Below are 17241 nucleotides of genomic sequence, written 5' to 3' on the forward strand. Positions count from 1 at the left end.
GTTGAGAGCGGCGCGAAGGTCGTCAGCGCTTGGGTGGCGCCGTCGTTCCGCGCACCACCAGTTCGGGGGTCAGCAGCAGACGCCGCGTCGGCGCATGCGGCTCAGTGATGCGCCTGATCAGGAATTCCGCCGATTTGCGACCCATCTCCTCCTGGAAGTTCTTGATCGTCGTCAGCGCGGGATACCATTGCGCCGCCTCCTGGACGTCGTCGCAGCCGACCAGCGAGAAATCGACGCCAGCTTCCAGCCCGCGATGGCGCAGGCCCAGCATCGCGCCGAAGGCAGTGAGGTCGTTGAAGCAGATGGCGGCAGTCGGGGGATCGTCGACATCGAGCACGGCGTGGATGCCCTTGAGGCCGTTCTCGCGCGTGCCGGACGCCGAGTAGACGAGCGCGGGATCGAGCGGCATGTCGTGGCGATCCAGCGACTGGCAATAGCCGGAATAGCGGTTGCGGCCGGTCGAGATGTTCTGGTTCTCGCCGAGAAAGGCGATGCGGCGATGGCCGAGCGCGATGAGATGCTCCATCGCCAGCAAGGTGCCCTGGCGGTCGTCCGAGCCGACGAAATCGAGGTCGAGCTCGGGGATCTCGCGCGAAAGCTGGACGAGCGGAACGCCGGCCGCGATCAGATGCCCGAAGGTTTCGGCGGTGCTGGCGCTGGCGGCGCAAATGATCATGCCGTCGGGCCGGTATTCCTTCAGCGTGTTGAGCACGCGGTCCTGCCGTTCCAGATTCTCTGCATAGGTGCCAAGCAGGATCGAGCGGCCATGGGCGGCGGCGGTTTCCTCGATCGCCGCCAGCAATTCGGCGAAATACGGGTTGGTGATGTCGTGGAAGCCGACGCCGAGGATGTTGGTGCGGTCTGTCCTGAGCGAGGCGGCGCTGCGGTTGTAGCTGTAGCCCATCTCGCGCGCGCTTTGCTGAACGCGCAGCCGCGTGGTTTCTGCCACCAGCGGCGAGCCGCGCAGCGCCAGCGAAACCGTGGCGGTCGAGACCGAGAGATGATCGGCGAGGATCTGCAGGGTGACGCGGCCGCGCGCGGCAGGCCCGGAGGCCTGTTGCGTGGAAGAGCTGGGTTCGGGCGGGCCATTGGCCGTCATGACGCGCGTCTCCGGAGGCGGAAGCAAGACCTTGCGACCTGCCCCGGGTCCGGCCGTTCCGCTACGTTCCACGTCATTCTCATATAAACCGGAGGAATTGAAGATGAGCACAGCCAAAGAGTCGATCGGCTTCATCGGTGTCGGTCTGATGGGCCAGGGCATGGCCCGAAATCTCGTCGACAAGGGTTTCCCGCTGACCGTGATGGGCCACCGCAACCGCAAGCCGGTGGAGGAGCTGGTCGCCGCCGGGGCCAAGGAAGCGAAGACTCCGAAGGAGCTCGCGGCGAACGCCACGATCATCTTCCTCTGTGTCACCGGCTCGGCCCAGGTCGAGGCGGTCGTGAATGGGCCAGACGGCATTGTCGCCGGCGCAAAACCCGGCACCGTGATCGTCGACTGCTCGACCTCCGATCCCGGCTCGACGATCAGGATCGCCGCCGAACTGGAGGCGAAGGGCCTGCATCTTGCGGATGCGCCGTTGGGCGGGACGCCGGCGCAGGCGGCGCTGGGCCAGCTTTCGGCGATGATCGGCGCGGCGCCCGAGATCTTCGCCCGCATCAGGCCGGCCTGCGAGGCTTGGGCCCAGAAGGTCGTGCATCTCGGCCCGGTCGGCGACGGGCATAAGATGAAGCTGCTCAACAACTTCCTGTCGATGGGTTATGCGGCGATCTATGCGGAGGCGCTGACGCTGGCGCAGAAGATCGGCATCACCCCGCAGACCTTCGACAGCGTGTTGCGCGGCAGCCGGATGGATTGCGGCTTCTATCAGACCTTCATGCAATATGTGCTGGAGCGGGACCGCGACGCGCACAAGTTCACGCTGGTCAATGCGCTGAAGGATGTGCGCTATCTGGAGAGCGTCGCCAACGCGGCGGGCGTGCCGAACCCGGTCGGCAATGCCGTGAAGAACGTCTTCGCCTCGGCGGTGGCGGCCGGCAAGGGTGACGACTACGTGCCGATGCTTTCCGACTGGGTCGCGTCGCAGAACGGCGTTTCGCTGGCGAAAAAGGGCTGAGGGAAGCCTCTCACAGTCGGGCGAGAAGGCGCGCGAGCGGGGCGGAGAGGCCGGTGCTGTCCACCGCCGCCGGCAAAGCGAAATCCCCGCTTTCCGGCTTGGCGGGGGCGTGTTTCAGGGCCGCGAGAACTGCGGCGGTTCCGGTTTCCACCGAGCAGAGCACGGGGATGTCGACATGGGGCTGGACGCGTGCGGCAAGGCCGGCGAGGCCGGCGCCGCCGAGGATGACCGCGCCCGCGCCGTCGCGGTCGGCGGTTCTGCGACAGGCCTCGGCGAGCAGGGCGATCGAGCCATCGGGATCGCGCGCGATATCGGCGCCGGTCGGCGCGACGGTCTCCACTGCGGCCAGGCGGTCGCCCAATCCCAGCATCGCGACGAATTCGTTGAGGATCGGACCCCAGCGCTCGCCGCCGGTGACGATCGAGAACCGGGCGGCCTTCGCGGCTGCCGCGTGGCAGCTTGCTTCGGCCATGCCGATGACGGGTACGCGTGCGAGTTCCCTCAAGGCAAATAGTCCGGGATCGCCGAAGCAGGCGAGATAGATCGCGTCGCAACCCTCGCCATGCTCCGCATAGGCATCGAGCGCGGCGTGCGCCGCGACAACGCCGGCGCTACGGCTTGCGATGTATTGCGCCCCGAAGCGCCCGGTGGCGGGCACCAGCGTGGCGCCGGCCGGGAGATGCGGCGTGACGACCTGCACGAGCAGGTCGGTCATCTCCGGCATGGTGTTGGGATTGATCAGCAGGATGCGCAAAGTGGCCCCAGCGTTAGGGTCTAGGCCGATGGTCTCCCGGCCGTAAGCCGTCAACTGAACGAAGACAACCGCTTAATGCGGGTATCAACGCGGGCTGACGAAGCGCGCGGGGCTGTAAGGCTGCGCGCTTGCAAAGCTCTTCGTCCCCGTCATGAGGTCCGCGACGAGCCGCCCTGTCACGGGGCCGAGCGTGAAGCCGTGATGAGCATGGCCGAATGCGAACCAGAGCCCGTCATGGCGAGGCGCCTTGCCGATCACCGGCAGCATATCAGGCAGGCAGGGTCGCGCGCCTCGCCAGGGCTGCGCATCCAGCCGGCGACCGAGCGGCATCAACCGGCGCGCGACCTGTTCGGCGCGATCGAGCTGCCGGGGATCGGACGGTGCATCGCGCTCCGCCAGTTCGATGCCGGTGGTGAGGCGAATGCCGCGCTCCATCGACGACAGCACGAATCCGGCTTGCGCATCGCAAATGGGGTGGAGCGGGAGGGCTCCATCAACCGCCTCATAATGCATGTGGTAGCCGCGCTTGTAGGCGAGCGGAAAGTTGTAGCCCAGCCGCCGACAGAGATCGGCCGACCACGGCCCCAGCGCCACGACCACCTCATTTGCGCGCTGCCCGGCGCCGGATGAGGAGAGGTGCCAACCGCCTCCATCCTGCTGAAGGGTCTGGGCGTCGCCGGTTTCGATCCGGCCGCCCCTCGCTGCAAACAGCGCCGCATAGGCACGCGTGACGGCGCCGGGATCGCTGACGGTCATGGGATCGCGCCAATGCACGCCACCAGCAATGTCGCCGATCAGGCTCGGTTCGCGTCGCTTCAGTGTCGGCCCATCAAGCACATCGTAGAGGAGCTTGTGGGCTTTCAGCGCTTCGGCGGCCTTTGCAGCATCTTGCAGACCCTTGTCCGAGCGATAGAGTTCGATCCAGCCGCCGTCACGCATCAGGTTTTGCGTGCCCGCAGGCCCGGTGAAACGGGCGTGCTCGCTCATGCAGAGTTCGATCAGGGGAAGCATGGCGCGAGCGGCCTCGTCCAGCCGTTCGGGTGCAGAATGCCACCAGTAACGCGCGAGCCAGGGCAACAGGCGCAGCAGCGTCGCGGGGTTGTAGCGCACGGCGATCGAGCGGTTCGTCGCATAAGCCAGCAGCGTCGGCAGATCGCGCGGGAAGGCATAGGGGACGACGGAGGACCGCTCGATCAGGCCGGCATTGCCATGGCTGGTTTCGCCGCCCGGCTCGCCACGGTCGACCAGCAATACGGTGCGGCCGCGCTCCTGCAGGTGCAGGGCGATGCTGACCCCGACGATGCCGGCGCCCAGCACGATCACATCGCTGTCTTGCTTCATCTCGTGATCACGCGCCGACGGGCTCCCCTTGCGTCCATGGTGGCGGACGCAGCCAAGCAGGGCCCCACAAATCGACGTAATGCAAGAAAAATAAAATGCATTGACTGGATGACAGAAAAGTTTCTTGAATGGGCATCCGCTTGGGAGTGCCGATGCCCCAGACCCTTCGCCAGAGACTGCAGGCCTGTCTCACCGTCGGCTCCAAAGCCGACAAGGCGCTGGCGAGCTATATGCTGGCGCAGATGCCGAGCCTGCCATTCGAGACGGCGGCAAGCCTTGCTGAGAAGGTCTCGGTCAGCGAACCGACTGTCGGGCGTTTCTGCCGGACGCTGGGCTATAAGAGCTTCAAGGACCTCAAGCGGGGGCTGGGCCAGGACATCGGCGACAAGCCCTGGCTGATCAGCGACCGCCTCCGCGACTTTCAGCAGCGCAGCCTTGCCGGCAACGACCAGCTCGGGCGGAGTCTCCAACTCGAAATCGCCGGTCTGGTCGCGGTCTACGAACTGGCGCAGACGGAGGAATGGAAGCGCGTCGCCAAGCGTCTGGCGACAGCGTCGGCCGTCTATGTCACCGGCTTTCAGACCGAGCGCGGGCTTGCGCAATATCTCGCCAACCAGCTGCAATATCTGCGCGACGGGGTTCATCACGTCGATCTCGCCGCCGGCAATTTCTCCGAAATCCTGCTTTCGGGCGGTGCCTCGCCCTGCCTCGTGATCTTCGAAGCGCGGCGTTACTCGCGCATGGCCAAGCTCCTGGCGCGCGAGGCGAAGCAGGCCGGCATCGGCACGACCTTGGTGACCGATTCCTTCTGCGACTGGGGCCGCGAGCTGGTCGACGAAATGTTCGTGGTCTCGACCGAGGTCAACCAGTTCTGGGATTCGACCGCGCAGATGGCGAGCCTTTCCAGCCTGCTGGTGAACAGCGTCTTCGTCGAGCTCGGCCCGCAGGTCGAGGAGCGGATGAACCGGATGGCGTCTCTGTATGGCCGCTTCACGGGCCATGTCGGCGACGGCTCGGGGCCGGCGAGCTAGGCGGCCGTTTCAGCACTTCAAAAAACAAAAAGGGGATATCTGGACATGAAGACAAGTTTGAAGACGGTAATACTGGCCACGGGTCTAAGTGCTCTGGCTGCCGGCGCTGCGGTTGCGCAGGAAGCGACTTTCGTCATGACGGCCCGGCTGGTCGGTGCTCCCACCTACAACCCGATCAAGGCGACCAAGCTCAATACGGCGACGACGCTGATTTACGATCGGCTGGTCGTGCAGGATGCCGACCAGAGCTTCCATGGCCAGCTCGCGGCCTCCTGGGAGGCGTCGCCCGACGGCCTGCAATGGACCTTCAAGCTCAAGCCCGGCGTGAAATTCCACAATGGCGAGCCCTTCAACGCCAGGACGATCGAATGGTGGGTGCCCCAGTTCAAGGGAACCGAGAACGCCTTCACCGTCGATGCGATCGAGCGTGTCGAGGTCGTCGACGATTTGACCGTGCGCTTCCACATGAAGCACCCCGACCCGAACCTGCTGTTCAATCTCGCAAGCTCGTTCATGTGCGTTCCCGAGCCGAAATCCTATCAGGCGCTCGGCGACAAATTCGGCGTGACCGAAGCCGTCGGCACGGGCCCCTACAAGATGCAGCAGTTCAGCGTCGGCCAGCAGACCGTGCTCGTGCGCAATGACGACTATGCCTGGGCGTCCGACCTTTCGAAGAACCAGGGTCCGGCCAAGTTCAAGAAGCTGACATTCCGCGAGATCGCGGAGGAATCGACCGCCTATCTCGAACTCAAGACTGGCGGCGCGGATCTGCTCGTCAACGTTCCCGTCGATTTCCTGCCGCGTATCCAGGCGGACAAGGCGGCCAAGCTGATCACGATTCCGGGCACGGAGGTGGTCTACATGCCGATCAACACCAGTGTCGAACCCTTCACCGACATCAAGGTCCGCGAGGCCACCGCCTTCGCGATCAATCAAAAGGAGATCATGGCGAGCCTCTACGGCGGCGTTGGCGCCGTTGCCGACACCTTCCTGATCTCGTCGCTGAAGGAGGCGCAGGTCGATCCCAAATACAAGATCGGCTTCGACATCGAACGCTCGAAGCGGGTATTCGAGCAGGCCGGCTGGAAGCTCGGCTCGGATGGGATCCGCGCCAAGGACGGCAAGCGTCTCGAGGTCAAGCTCTGGGCCCAGAACGGCACCGAGTTCAAGCGCCTGACCGAGATCGTCCAGGCCCAGCTCAAGGCCGTGGGCATGCGAGCGGAGATCACCATTCTCGACTCCGGCACGATCAACTCGCAGTACCGCAAGAAGACCGAGCATCAGCTCGCCGTCCGCTCCTATCTCTGGACCAATGCCGATATCGTCGACTGGTTCTTCAGCGCCAAGCGGCTGGGCTATCCAAACGTCTCTATGTTCAACGACCCGGAAGCCGAGCGGCTGAACGACATCGCGATGAACAAGTCGAAGACCTGGGATGAGCGCGTGGCGAATTTCACCGCCTACCACGCCTATGTGCTCTCGCAATATCCGGTCGCACCGATCTATCAGCCGGTCCAGAGCTTCGCCCATGGCCGCAAGATCGTGATGCCCGAGACAATCCGCGGCACGGGGCTTTACGGCCCGTCCATGCTCGACATCGCACCCGCCAACTGACGCTGCTGGACACCGGCACCTGAGGGGAGTGGACCGTGCTGCCATTTGCAATCCGCCGCCTCGTCCTGCTCGTGCCGGTGTTCCTCGCCGTTTCGCTGGTGATCTTCATGATCATCCATCTCGTGCCGGGCGATCCGCTCGAGCATGTCATCCAGGTCGGGTCGTCACCCGAGCAGCAGGCGCAGATGATCGCGCGCTACGGGCTCGACCAGCCTCTGATCGCGCAGTACTGGCGCTGGCTCGGCAAGGTCATGAGCGGCGATCTCGGTGATGCCATCGTCATGCGCCAGCAGGTCTCCCGGCTGATCGCCGAGAACATGCCCCATAGCCTGGCGCTCGGCGGCAGCGCCCTGCTGTTTTCGACGATCGTCGGCATCGTGGTCGGCGTGCTCGCGGCGTCCTTTCGCGAAAGCTGGTTCGACCGGGCTGCGATGGGGGCGATCCTGCTTGGCTCGACCCTGCCGAGCTTCTGGCTGGCCTTGCTGATGATCCTGATGTTTGCCGTGCAGTTCGAGTGGTTCCCGGTCTCGGGCGCACGCAGCTGGGATGCGCTTGTCCTGCCGGTGCTGACCATCGGCATCGGCGGCACGGCGCTGATCGCACGGGTCACCCGCGCCGCCATGGTCGAGACGATGAGCCGCGATTTCGTCAGGGTGTTGCATGCCAAGGGGGTGCCGTTCTGGCGCATTCAGTTCCGGCATGTGCTGCAGCACGCGATGATGCCGGTGATGGCGATCCTGGGCTTGCGGATCGGCTGGATTCTGGGCGGCGCGGTCACGGTCGAATACGTGTTCGCACGGCCGGGCCTGGGCTCCCTCCTGATCACCGCGCTGGGCCAGCGCGACTATCCGCTGGTGCAGGGATGCCTGCTGATGCTCGCCATCGCGGTGATGCTGGGCACGCTCATCGGCGACCTCGCCCAGGCGGCCCTCGATCCGCGGCTGCGCGAAGCGATGGCCACGCGATGAACCGGCCCTCGCTTCCCCAGAGACTGGCGCGCTCGCCGAAGGGAGCGCTGTGCGGTCTCTTCCTTGCCGGGCTGGTCCTCTGCGCGATCCTGGCGCCCTGGATCGCGCCCTATGACTATGCCGCGCAAAAGCTCTCGCTGGCGAATTCCGAGCCTTCCGCCGCGCATTGGCTTGGAACCGACGAGTTCGGCCGCGACCTCCTGTCCCGCATCATTCATGGCGCGCGTACATCGCTCAGCGTCAGCCTGCTGTCGATTTCGCTTTCGGTGCTGCTGGGGGCGACGCTTGGCGCAGCGGCAGGCTATTTCGGCGGCATCTTCGATCGCGTCGTCACCATGGTCGTGGACCTGACCTGGTCCTTTCCCGAGATCCTGCTGGCGTTGATTTTGATCGCGATCCTCGGTCCGGGCCTGCACTCGACGGCGATCGCGATCGGCATCGCCTATCTCGCCCAGTTCACTCGGCTGACCCGATCGCAGGTCATGGCGCTAAAGGGCGAAATCTTCGTCGATGCGGCCGTTGCTGCCGGCGCGAGCCCCGCGCGCATCCTGTTCGCGCATCTCCTGCCCAATGCGATGACGCCGGTCATCGTCGCCGGCATGCTGGCGACGGGCGATGCGATCGTGCTGGAGGCGACCCTCGGCTTCTTCGGACTTGGCGCCCAGCCGCCAGTGCCGAGCTGGGGGGCGATGATGAGCTCGGGCACGGCGCAGATCTTCATTGCGCCATGGATCATCATCTTTCCCGGCCTCGCAATCGCGGCAACCGTCATCGCCATCAACCTGTTTGGTGATGCGCTGATCGAAGCGCTCGATATCCGCCGCCCGCTGCGGGATGGCTGACCTTCCGCCACCAATCAAGAAACCGCCGAGGACACGTCATGGCCTTCACCGTGCTGACCGCCGAATTCTCGCATGAGAGCAACACTTTCAGCCGCTGTCCGGCTGACTATGCGGCGTTCGAGGACCGGGGCGTCAGTCTTGGCGAAGCCGCGATCGCGGCGCGCGGCGACGCCAATACGCCAATCGCCGGTTTCCTCGACATAGCCCGTCCAAACAACTGGCGCGTGATCCACACGATCAGCGCCGCCGCGCAACCCTCGGGGCCGGTCACAAGGGACGCCTATGAGCGCGTCGCCGGCGTCATCCTCGATGCCGCGAAGGCCCATGCCGGCGCAATCGACGGCGTTCTGCTCGGTCTGCACGGGGCGATGGTCACCGAGTTTTCCGAGGATGGCGAGGGCGAGCTGTTGGAGCGCCTGCGCGCGGTGCTCGGGCGCGAGATCCCCATCGGCATAACGCTTGATCCGCATGCCAACGTCACACGCAGAATGGCCGAGCTTGCCGACATCGTCGTCGCCTACAAGACCTACCCGCATGTCGATGTCCGCGAATGCGGCAAACTCGCAGCGGATATCCTCCAGCGCACCATGGCCGGCGAAATCAGTCCCGTGACGGTTAGGGCGCAGCGGCCGATGCTGGAGGAGGTCAATGGCGGACGCACCGATATCGGCCCGATGGTCGAGCGCATCGCCAAGGCCAGGGCCTATGAGCGCGAGGTCGATGTATTTGCCGTCAGCGTCAACGGCGCCTTCGGCAATGCCGATATCGAGGAGGTGGGTCCCACTGTGCTCGTCACCTGCCAGGGCGACCTCGACCGGCATCGCGCCTTCGCCGAGGCGCTCGTCGACGACATGTGGCAGCGCCGCTTCGACAAGGTGACCGATTTCCTGAGCGTCGAGGCGGCGGTGGCCGAAGCCATGTCGTACAGAGCGACAAAGGGTCCGCTCATCATCGCCGACTATGCCGACAATCCAGGCGGCGGTGGCTATGGCGATTCCACCGAGCTGCTGCGGGCGATGATCGCAGGAGGTCTTCAGGACGCCTGCTTCGGCCCGATAGTCGACCCCGAGGCAGCGGCCGAGCTTCACCGCGCCAAGGCGGGCGACATTGTCTCGATCGAGCTCGGCGGCAAGATCGACCCACGGGTCGGCGGTGCGCCTTTGGCCCTGACAGGCACGATCGTCAGCCTGAGCGACGGGGCCTATGTCGGCGACGGACCGATGTTGGGCGGCCTTAAGGGCAGTTGGGGACCCTGCGCCACGCTGCGGGTTGGCGGCATCGACATCCTCGTCACGACCGCGCGCGCGCAGATGCTCGACCTGCAGCAGTTTCGCGCCTTCGGCATCGATCCTGCCGCAAGGCGCATCGTCGCACTGAAATCGATGCAGCATTTTCGCGCTGCCTTCGAGCCGATCGCCGGCAAAGTCATCGTCTGTGACAGCGGCGCGCTTTGCACGCCCGATCTCAGCAAGCTGCCCTACAAGCGGGTCCGCCGGCCCATCTTCCCGCTGGATCGCGACATGGTTTGAGATCGCGCTCCCGCGGGAAGATGGGCCGGCGTCGTCGATCCGGGGCTTGCGGATCAGTCCACGAAGCGCACCGGTACGCCCGGCTTCACGAGGTCGGCCAGTTCCTCGGCGTCCCAATTGGTCAATCTCACGCAGCCATGCGACGTGGTCTTGCTGACCTTCGAGGGTTCCGGCGTACCGTGAATCCCAAAGGTTGGCTTCGATAGTGCAATCCAGACGGTGCCGACCGGGCCATTGGGGCCTGGTGGGAGAACCAGCGTTTCCGTGTTCTTGCCCTGCTGAAAGTTCTTCTCGGGGTCGTATGTATAGTTCGGGTTCCTTGCCACCCGTTCTACGGTGTATTCGCCAGTGGGGGACGGGTTGTCCTCGCTCCCGATGGTCGCCGGATAGCTTGCAAGGATCTTGTCCTCGGCACCGAAGACCACGACCATACCGGTACTCTTGACTGCGTCGATCCGCCGGGCGCTGCCTTTTTCGAGCGAACGTCTCGACGATACCACGAAGATGCCGGTGCCGGCCTCTGAGAAACGTTCGCCGGGATTGAGCGTGTTCAGGAGCTTCTCGCTCATATGGAAGCGCTCTCCCAACATCTCCTGAGGGCTGGTGTAGGACAAGCGCTTCATCTTCGCCTGCTTGGCGTAGTCGCGCGGGATGGTGTCGGCGAAATCATACGAGACGTCCTTGTCCGACAGCCTGTACTCGACGATCACGTCATTGACGGTCTCGCCCCCGAGACCGAGCCATGTCGCTTCGTCGATCTCGTCGCCTTCGCCAAGCCTCTCCTGGCGTCGGAACTGCGCGACGGCCTTGCGAAAGTTCTCGCCGTCGACGCCATCGATCACGCCTGGCGAAATGCTGCGGCGGCTGAGCAGGACCTGAGCCTTGACGATGAAAGGATCGGGACCCGCCTTCGACTGGGTGTCCCTGTCGACGACCTGCCTGTCGACGAACCCCACCGCATTGACCTGATCTGCCGTAAGGGCGAGTGCCGCGCTTGCGCCAAGCCCGAAGACCAATCCAAGAATCGTCATGCGCAGATAAGTGGTTTTCATCGATGCCCATGGCTCCCGCGATATATGAAGCTATACGGCTGGAAGCTCATCATGTTCCCCAGCGGAATGTCGCGCAGCCGACTTTCAGGACGTGGCGGGAACCCGGCCTTTCACCTGCAAGCTGCGCATCTGCTCGAACTGGCCTTCCCGGGCTGAAAGTCGTAGCGGGTCTGCGCCTCCGTCAGCGGAACGGTGGCCGCTGTCGGACGTTCGGAAGCCGGAGGCCGATCATGCTCAAAGCTCTGTATTTCAAGTCCAGCGGTGCCGTTCCCAACAATCCGACATTGCCGGTGCTGGTCTATTCCGGCGCTTTCCCCGAGGGTGAATCGGCGATGGCGTCGGGGATGGAAGAGAGGTTTGCCGAGAACGGCTGGCCGCCCCAATGGCGAAACGGAATTTACCCCTTCCATCACTACCATTGCGAAGGCCACGAGGTGCTCGGGATCGCGGCGGGCGAAGCTCGGCTGGTCCTCGGTGGAGATGGCGGGGAGGAGCTGACTGTTCGCAAAGGCGATGTGCTGCTGCTGCCGGCCGGGACCGGACATTGCCTGATGTCCGCAACCCCGGATCTCATCGTTGTCGGCGCTTACCCGCCAGACCAGCAAGGTGATATCCAGCGCGACATTGCGACGACTGCGATGAAGCGTGCGATCGCCGAGCTGCCATATCCGAAGCGCGATCCTGTGCTTGGGGCTGGCGGTCCTTTGGTCGATCATTGGCGGTGATGATCTCCGGGGGAATGGCTGAGATGGCAGATTTTCTGATCGATGGGCCGGAGCAGGCGAGGACAACGATCCTTCTGGCGCATGGCGCCGGAGCCGGCATGGATTCCGCGTCCATGACGGCCAATGCGCTGGCCCTGGCAGGGGCGGGCTTGCGTGTCGTTCGCTTCGAGTTCGGTTACATGGCAGACCGCCGAACATCATCCAGCCGAAAGCCGCCGCCACGCGCCGAGACCCTGATTTCGGAATATGCCGCCGCGATAGACGCACTCGCATGGAAAGGCGCCCTCATCATTGGCGGCAAGTCGATGGGCGGCCGTGTCGCGAGCATGATGGCCGACGAACTTCTTGCGGCCGGCCGGATCGCCGGTCTGCTGTGCTTGGGTTATCCGTTCCATCCGATCGGCAAGCCGCAGCAGCTGCGAACCGCCCATCTCCTGGGCATGAAGACGCCGACCCTGATCGCACAAGGGACGCGGGATCTCTTTGGCACTCGCGAGGAGGTGTCGGCCTATAGCCTGTCCAGCGCGATAGAAATCCTCTGGCTGGAAGACGGCGATCACGACCTCAAACCACGCAAAGCGATCTCCGGCTTTTCCGTCGCCGACCATCTGAAAACCTTGTCCGACAGGGTCTCCGCCTGGGCCGGCCGTTTGACGGCGTGAAAACCGGCCTGACCCGCAACGATCAGCGGTTGGAGAGGCTAACCAAACGTAGATGGACGATGGCGAGTAAGGCGAAATGCCATGGCGAGCATTGAAGCTTACGATCTCGACCGTTTCGTAACCGCGCAGGCGGCCATCTTCGACACAGCGCTTGCTGAGCTGCGGGCCGGGCAAAAGCGCAGCCACTGGATGTGGTTCGTGTTTCCGCAGCTTCGCGGGCTCGGCCTATCCTCGACTGCGCAGTTCTATGGCCTGTCTTCGCTGGCCGAGGCGAAGGCTTACCTTGCCTACCCCGTCCTGGGCCCCAGATTGCACGCGTGCACGAAAGCGATCCTGGCTGTGGAGGGCAGGTCGGCCCATCAGATTCTCGGCTCGCCGGACGATCTGAAATTTCGGTCCTGCATGACACTTTTCGATACGGCGACCGACGATTCGGACAATCTGTTTCGGCAGGCGCTGGATCGCTACTGCGAGGGTGCGGGTGATGAGCGCACCTTGCGAGCGTTGAACGGCTGACCAGCGCTATGCGCGCCGAAAGGGTCCGCGCGGTCCCGAGCCTAGCCCTTCCTGCCGGTGTTATCGATGATGGTGAAATTCTCCCCCGCCAAGCCCTTCTTGGGTAGCGGGGCGGTCGCTTCCGGCTCAGGCTGTGAACCGTGTTTGGTTGCCGCCGTGCCGTCCTGGTCGTCCGACTCATAGGGTGCGTGCGGGCCGGTCGGGTGCCCGGACAGGGGGCTTGGCCCGGCGCGACGCTGGTTTTGTTCGCCGGATTGGCCAGGCCGCTGAGCGGTACGATAGGTCGTGGGAACGTCGGTGGGGTTTTTGTCGGTCATCGGCTCTGCCTCCCTCTATGTTCAAGGGAACGATGGGGGGCAGGATCGGTTCCGGTTGACCCCAGACTCTGGTTGGATCAGGCGGAATCGCAAATAAACTGGACGATCAAGAACGCGAATGGTGCCCCTGGCCGGAATCGAACCAGCACTCCTTGCGGAACTCGATTTTGAGAGACCGGATATGCCCTATCCTTTGTGTATCCGGCAGTATCCGTTTTCCCGATAACCGATTGTCAGCACTAGCTTTTTTCGGTTCTCAGATCACACATGCCTAGCCGGACGTACGCCATGGTTGGCTTTCTAGGTGCACCTATGTTGCACCTGAAATCCGACCTCAACGGAGGTTAGGAATGCCCAAAATCAAACTCACCAAGACCGCTGTAGACGCCGCAACCCCGCAGGAGCGCGATTACGAACTCCGGGATACGACGATACCGGGGTTCCTTGTCAAGGTCACCCCGACCGGCCGCAAGATTTTCATGGTCGCCTATGTCGCCCACAACGGGCAGCGCCGGAAGCCCGCTATCGGCCGCTACGGCGAGATCACCGTCGAGCAAGCCCGAGGGATCGCCCAGGACTGGTTCGCTGAGGTCCGCCGTGGCGTCGATCCAAGCGCCGAGCGGGCAACGGCTAGGCAGGCGCCCACGGTCAAAGAACTCTTCGACCGATTCATCACCGACTACTCGGAGACCCGCAACAAGCCGTCCACTGTCGAATCGAACCGCGGCTACGGCAAGCGCTACATCATCCCGGTGCTCGGCCAACTGAAGGTGCCCGACGTCACCCGCGCCGACATCTCGAACCTGATGAAGAAGATGTCGAAGAAGCCCACGAACGCCAACCGCGTCCTGGCGGCCGTGCGGAAGATGTTCAACATGGCCGAGGTCTGGGGCATGCGCCCCGACGGGTCGAACCCGTGCCGCCACGTCCCGAAATTCCCGGAACGGGGGAAGACCCGGCTGATTACCGACAGCGAGATGAAGAAGCTGTTCGCGTACCTCGCGCGCGCAGAGGGGGAGGGTCTTGAGCATCCCTTCATCCTCCTCGCGATCCGGCTCCAGTTCGAATTCGCCGCGCGCATGTCGGAGATCCTCCAGCTCGAATGGTCGTGGATCGATTACGACAATCGGCGCGTCGTCTGGCCCGACAGCAAGACCGGCGGCATGTCCAAGCCCATGAGCGCCGAAGCGCAGCGTCTCTTCGAGACCGCGCCGCTCCTTGAGGAATCGCCGTTCGTCTGCCCGTCTGTCTTCGACCCCAATCTGCCGATGTCGAAGCACACCTATTATCAGGGGTGGCGACGCATCCTTGAACGCGCGGGGCTCCCCCATATCGGGACCCATGGTATCCGGCATCGCTCGGCGACCGACATCGCCAACTCCGGCATTCCGGTAAAGGTCGGCATGGCGCTCACCGCCCACAAAACGGTGACGATGTTCATGAAGTACGTCCACACCGAGGACGACCCGGTGCGCGCTGCGGCGGAAGCCGTGAACCAGCGACGCCAGGCTTTGCTTGGCGGTCACCCAACGAGCCCGCCTCCCATCCCGACGCCGGCGCTGGTTGTTGTGGACGTGCCTTCGGTGGCGCCTGAAGGAGAGGTTATCGATCCGGTCGTGACGGCGGCCGGCAAGCCCCTCGGCTACGAGGACGGCCAGTACAGCTCCCGCACCAAGCTCGGGAATTATCGGCCCTTCCGCCATCGCTCCGGCGAGAACCGCACCGTCCCTCCAGGCACCAAGCGCGACGAGCCGAAGGAGGCGAGCCATGCATAAAGACGCCAACCAGCAACGCCGCTGGCCAACCCCGGACATCCTGCGTCGCGCCAAGTTCGTCGATGACGCTGGTCCGATCCGATTCGTCGATACCGAGGCGGCCGCCCGCTACTTGGCCCTCGAGGCGCATACGCTGGAATGTTACCGCTCGCTTGGTGGCGGACCCGCTTTCCATAAGTTCGGAAAATGGGTCCGCTACGCGGTCGACGATCTTGATGCCTGGGCCGAAAGCTGCCGTCGCGCAACCATGGCCTCGCCGGTCGCTCCGCGCATCCTTCCCATTGACCGAACATAGGTTAGAACCTATATGGAATGGGAGGTTGAATTCCACTCCTCCTTCGAGGTTGAGGTCCTGACCTTTGAGCGTGACGTGCGGGTCGCGTTGATCGCCGCCGCGAAGCTGCTGTCCGACTACGGGCCGCAGCTTGGCCGGCCTCACGCCGACACACTCAAGGGATCGAGATTCGCCAACATGAAGGAGCTGCGGTTCGAGGGCGGGGATGGCGAATGGCGCGCAGCCTTTGCCTTCGATCCCGAGCGGAGGGCCATCGTACTTGTGGCGGGCGACAAGTCTGGTGGCAGCCAGAAGCGCTTCTACAAGAAGCTAATCGCAAAAGCGGATCTACGCTTTTCCGAGCATCTGGAAAACCTGAAATCAGTAAAGAAAGGCAAGTGAGATGGGCCGGGCCCTGACCGACATCATTGCTGCGCTGCCCGCCGATGAGCAGGAGGCGATCGAAGCGCGTTATCAGGAGCTAAAGCAGAACGTTGAGGGCCTGCGCGAACTGCGTCAGATCGCCGGCAAAGCACAAGCTGAGATAGCGTCTGCCCTGAATATCAGACAGCCGTCCGTCTCTCAGATTGAGCGGCAGACTGACATGTATCTTTCAACGCTGCGCAGCTATGTCGAAGCAATTGGAGGCAAGCTTGAACTTAGCGTCAAGCTGCCTGCACGCCCTGTCCTCAAGCTCGAGCATCTCGGCGAGGTGCCAACGTCGATCAGGGGGCAGCACCCGGGACGACCAACTGCCGCCGGAAAAATGCGCCGAGGACAACGATAAAGATTAGGCGTCGTGCACGGAGAGGCACACGTGAGGACTGGGGGGAATTTCCATCAGCTCTGTACGTTCAATTGACTTGCGACTTGTGGACGATCTCGTCGATTTTGTGCGGGGTCCCGGTTTCGTGCTGGACTTCTCCGACACCAGCTTCGCGGAGTTTTTCGCTTCCGAGCTGAAGGTAAACATCGATGAACCCCGGTTCGCCGTAAACGGCGGCTCAAAGGGAAAGCGTCTGCGTTTTTTCCTCCAGTCTTGCGGCGACGCTACCGCGGGCCGGGCGCTCGCTGCTCTTTGGGAGCATCGCACTGAATACCTCGCGCGCGCCGGCGTTAGTGACCCCGTCGTCAACTCCGAGGCGCGCTACCAGGCACTAGTCGACCGGCTTTCTGGCGGCGCAGCTTCCCAGACAAAATCCGCTAAACCGACGCTGAGCCGGCTTGATCGAGACACGTTGGCCGCGATCAAGGCGGACTTGCTTCGAGTTTCCGCGCTCGCGCCGCAGACCCGAGGCTATGCGTTCGAACGCTTCCTTAAAACGGTCTTCGACGCGAATGGTCTTGCTGCGGAAGAACCATTTCGCCTTCGCGGCGAACAGATCGATGGCAGCTTTCTGCTTGGCAGCGAAACTTATTTGGTCGAAGCAAAATGGCACGGACACGCGATCGGTGTGGCAGACCTCCATACTTTCCACGGGAAGATTGAACAGAAGGCGGCTTGGACAAGAGGCCTGTTCGTCAGCAACAGCGGCTTCACCGAAGACGGCTTGGTGGCATTCGGGCGTGGGAAGCGAGTGATCTGCATGGACGGCCTCGACATCTACGACATGCTGGATCGGGAAATTCCATTGACCCAAGTCCTGGAACGAAAGGTGCGGCGCGCTGGTGAAACCGGGGCGCCGTTCGTGCGCGTCCGCGACCTCTTCCCTCAATAGGCCGGGAGG

Annotated in this window: 19 protein-coding genes; 14 read left to right on the forward strand and 5 right to left on the reverse strand. The window is 63.6% G+C overall.

Annotated features, from left to right (window positions below; all coding sequences use genetic code 11):
* Window positions 1–22 precede the first annotated feature (22 nt).
* On the reverse strand, window positions 23–1099 hold the full coding sequence (locus C4S73_RS23320) for a LacI family DNA-binding transcriptional regulator (RefSeq protein WP_103875040.1): 1077 nt from the start codon (window positions 1097–1099) through the stop codon (window positions 23–25).
* On the opposite strand from C4S73_RS23320, the gene C4S73_RS23325 reads away from it, so the two are divergent.
* Window positions 1098–2114 (forward strand): NAD(P)-dependent oxidoreductase, encoded by a 1017-nt coding sequence (locus C4S73_RS23325; protein WP_483189220.1) that lies wholly within the window; start codon window positions 1098–1100, stop codon window positions 2112–2114. The two genes, C4S73_RS23320 and C4S73_RS23325, sit on opposite strands and share 2 nt — an antisense overlap.
* A 10-nt stretch (window positions 2115–2124) precedes the next feature.
* On the opposite strand, the gene C4S73_RS23330 is transcribed toward C4S73_RS23325, so the two are convergent.
* Both C4S73_RS23330 and C4S73_RS23335 read right to left on the reverse strand, forming a co-directional pair.
* Complete coding sequence (locus C4S73_RS23330) at window positions 2125–2868, reverse strand: aspartate/glutamate racemase family protein (protein ID WP_103874987.1); 744 nt, start codon at window positions 2866–2868, stop codon at window positions 2125–2127.
* A gap of 84 nt (window positions 2869–2952) precedes the next feature.
* Window positions 2953–4209, reverse strand: coding sequence for an NAD(P)/FAD-dependent oxidoreductase (locus C4S73_RS23335; RefSeq protein WP_103874988.1), 1257 nt, complete (start codon window positions 4207–4209; stop codon window positions 2953–2955).
* Window positions 4210–4361: 152 nt separating this feature from the next.
* On the opposite strand from C4S73_RS23335, the gene C4S73_RS23340 reads away from it, so the two are divergent.
* Genes C4S73_RS23340 through C4S73_RS23360 form a run of 5 tightly spaced genes read left to right on the forward strand, consistent with a single transcriptional unit; the run spans window position 4362 to window position 10193 of the window.
* Entirely contained in the window at window positions 4362–5240 is an 879-nt protein-coding gene (locus tag C4S73_RS23340; protein ID WP_103874989.1) for a MurR/RpiR family transcriptional regulator, read from the forward strand.
* 45 nt (window positions 5241–5285) lie between these two features.
* Window positions 5286–6854, forward strand: a complete 1569-nt coding sequence (locus tag C4S73_RS23345; protein ID WP_103874990.1) for an ABC transporter substrate-binding protein — start codon at window positions 5286–5288, stop codon at window positions 6852–6854.
* Between the two features lie 35 nt (window positions 6855–6889).
* Window positions 6890–7822 (forward strand): ABC transporter permease, encoded by a 933-nt coding sequence (locus C4S73_RS23350; protein WP_103874991.1) that lies wholly within the window; start codon window positions 6890–6892, stop codon window positions 7820–7822.
* A complete protein-coding gene (locus C4S73_RS23355) occupies window positions 7819–8664 on the forward strand; it encodes an ABC transporter permease (RefSeq protein ID WP_103874992.1) in 846 nt (281 codons plus the stop codon). Before C4S73_RS23350 ends, C4S73_RS23355 begins: the two co-directional genes overlap by 4 nt.
* A gap of 38 nt (window positions 8665–8702) precedes the next feature.
* Window positions 8703–10193, forward strand: a complete 1491-nt coding sequence (locus C4S73_RS23360; RefSeq protein WP_103874993.1) for a M81 family metallopeptidase — start codon at window positions 8703–8705, stop codon at window positions 10191–10193.
* A 53-nt stretch (window positions 10194–10246) separates the two neighbouring features.
* Here C4S73_RS23360 and C4S73_RS23365 read toward each other — a convergent pair whose 3' ends face one another.
* Window positions 10247–11245: a L,D-transpeptidase family protein gene (locus C4S73_RS23365; protein WP_103874994.1), complete on the reverse strand. Its 999-nt coding sequence runs from the start codon at window positions 11243–11245 to the stop codon at window positions 10247–10249.
* Between the two features lie 230 nt (window positions 11246–11475).
* Here C4S73_RS23365 and C4S73_RS23370 point away from each other — a divergent pair, with 230 nt between their 5' ends.
* From C4S73_RS23370 to C4S73_RS23380, 3 genes are all read left to right on the forward strand, one after another.
* A complete protein-coding gene (locus C4S73_RS23370; protein WP_103874995.1) occupies window positions 11476–11970 on the forward strand; it encodes a cupin domain-containing protein in 495 nt (164 codons plus the stop codon).
* 23 nt (window positions 11971–11993) lie between these two features.
* Window positions 11994–12632, forward strand: coding sequence for an alpha/beta hydrolase family protein (locus tag C4S73_RS23375; RefSeq protein WP_103875041.1), 639 nt, complete (start codon window positions 11994–11996; stop codon window positions 12630–12632).
* A gap of 81 nt (window positions 12633–12713) precedes the next feature.
* Complete coding sequence (locus C4S73_RS23380) at window positions 12714–13148, forward strand: DUF1810 domain-containing protein (protein WP_103874996.1); 435 nt, start codon at window positions 12714–12716, stop codon at window positions 13146–13148.
* 41 nt (window positions 13149–13189) lie between these two features.
* Here the strand turns inward: C4S73_RS23380 and C4S73_RS23385 are convergent, their stop codons facing one another.
* On the reverse strand, window positions 13190–13465 hold the full coding sequence (locus C4S73_RS23385; protein WP_103874997.1) for a hypothetical protein: 276 nt from the start codon (window positions 13463–13465) through the stop codon (window positions 13190–13192).
* Between the two features lie 350 nt (window positions 13466–13815).
* Between C4S73_RS23385 and C4S73_RS23390 the strand changes: the two genes are divergently transcribed.
* The 5 genes from C4S73_RS23390 to C4S73_RS23410 all read left to right on the forward strand — a co-directional run bounded on the left by C4S73_RS23390 (window position 13816) and on the right by C4S73_RS23410 (window position 17232).
* Window positions 13816–15240, forward strand: coding sequence for a tyrosine-type recombinase/integrase (locus tag C4S73_RS23390; protein ID WP_103874998.1), 1425 nt, complete (start codon window positions 13816–13818; stop codon window positions 15238–15240).
* A complete protein-coding gene (locus C4S73_RS23395) occupies window positions 15233–15535 on the forward strand; it encodes a helix-turn-helix domain-containing protein (RefSeq protein WP_103874999.1) in 303 nt (100 codons plus the stop codon). Before C4S73_RS23390 ends, C4S73_RS23395 begins: the two co-directional genes overlap by 8 nt.
* Before the next feature lie 12 nt (window positions 15536–15547).
* A complete protein-coding gene (locus C4S73_RS23400; RefSeq protein WP_103875000.1) occupies window positions 15548–15916 on the forward strand; it encodes a type II toxin-antitoxin system RelE/ParE family toxin in 369 nt (122 codons plus the stop codon).
* 1 nt (window position 15917) lies between these two features.
* Window positions 15918–16301 (forward strand): XRE family transcriptional regulator, encoded by a 384-nt coding sequence (locus C4S73_RS23405; RefSeq protein WP_103875001.1) that lies wholly within the window; start codon window positions 15918–15920, stop codon window positions 16299–16301.
* Window positions 16302–16386: 85 nt separating this feature from the next.
* Window positions 16387–17232: a restriction endonuclease gene (locus C4S73_RS23410; protein ID WP_244595744.1), complete on the forward strand. Its 846-nt coding sequence runs from the start codon at window positions 16387–16389 to the stop codon at window positions 17230–17232.
* Window positions 17233–17241 lie beyond the last annotated feature (9 nt).

Origin of the sequence: Allobosea lathyri, assembly GCF_900108245.1 — a bacterium.
GTDB lineage: Bacteria > Pseudomonadota > Alphaproteobacteria > Rhizobiales > Beijerinckiaceae > Allobosea > Allobosea lathyri.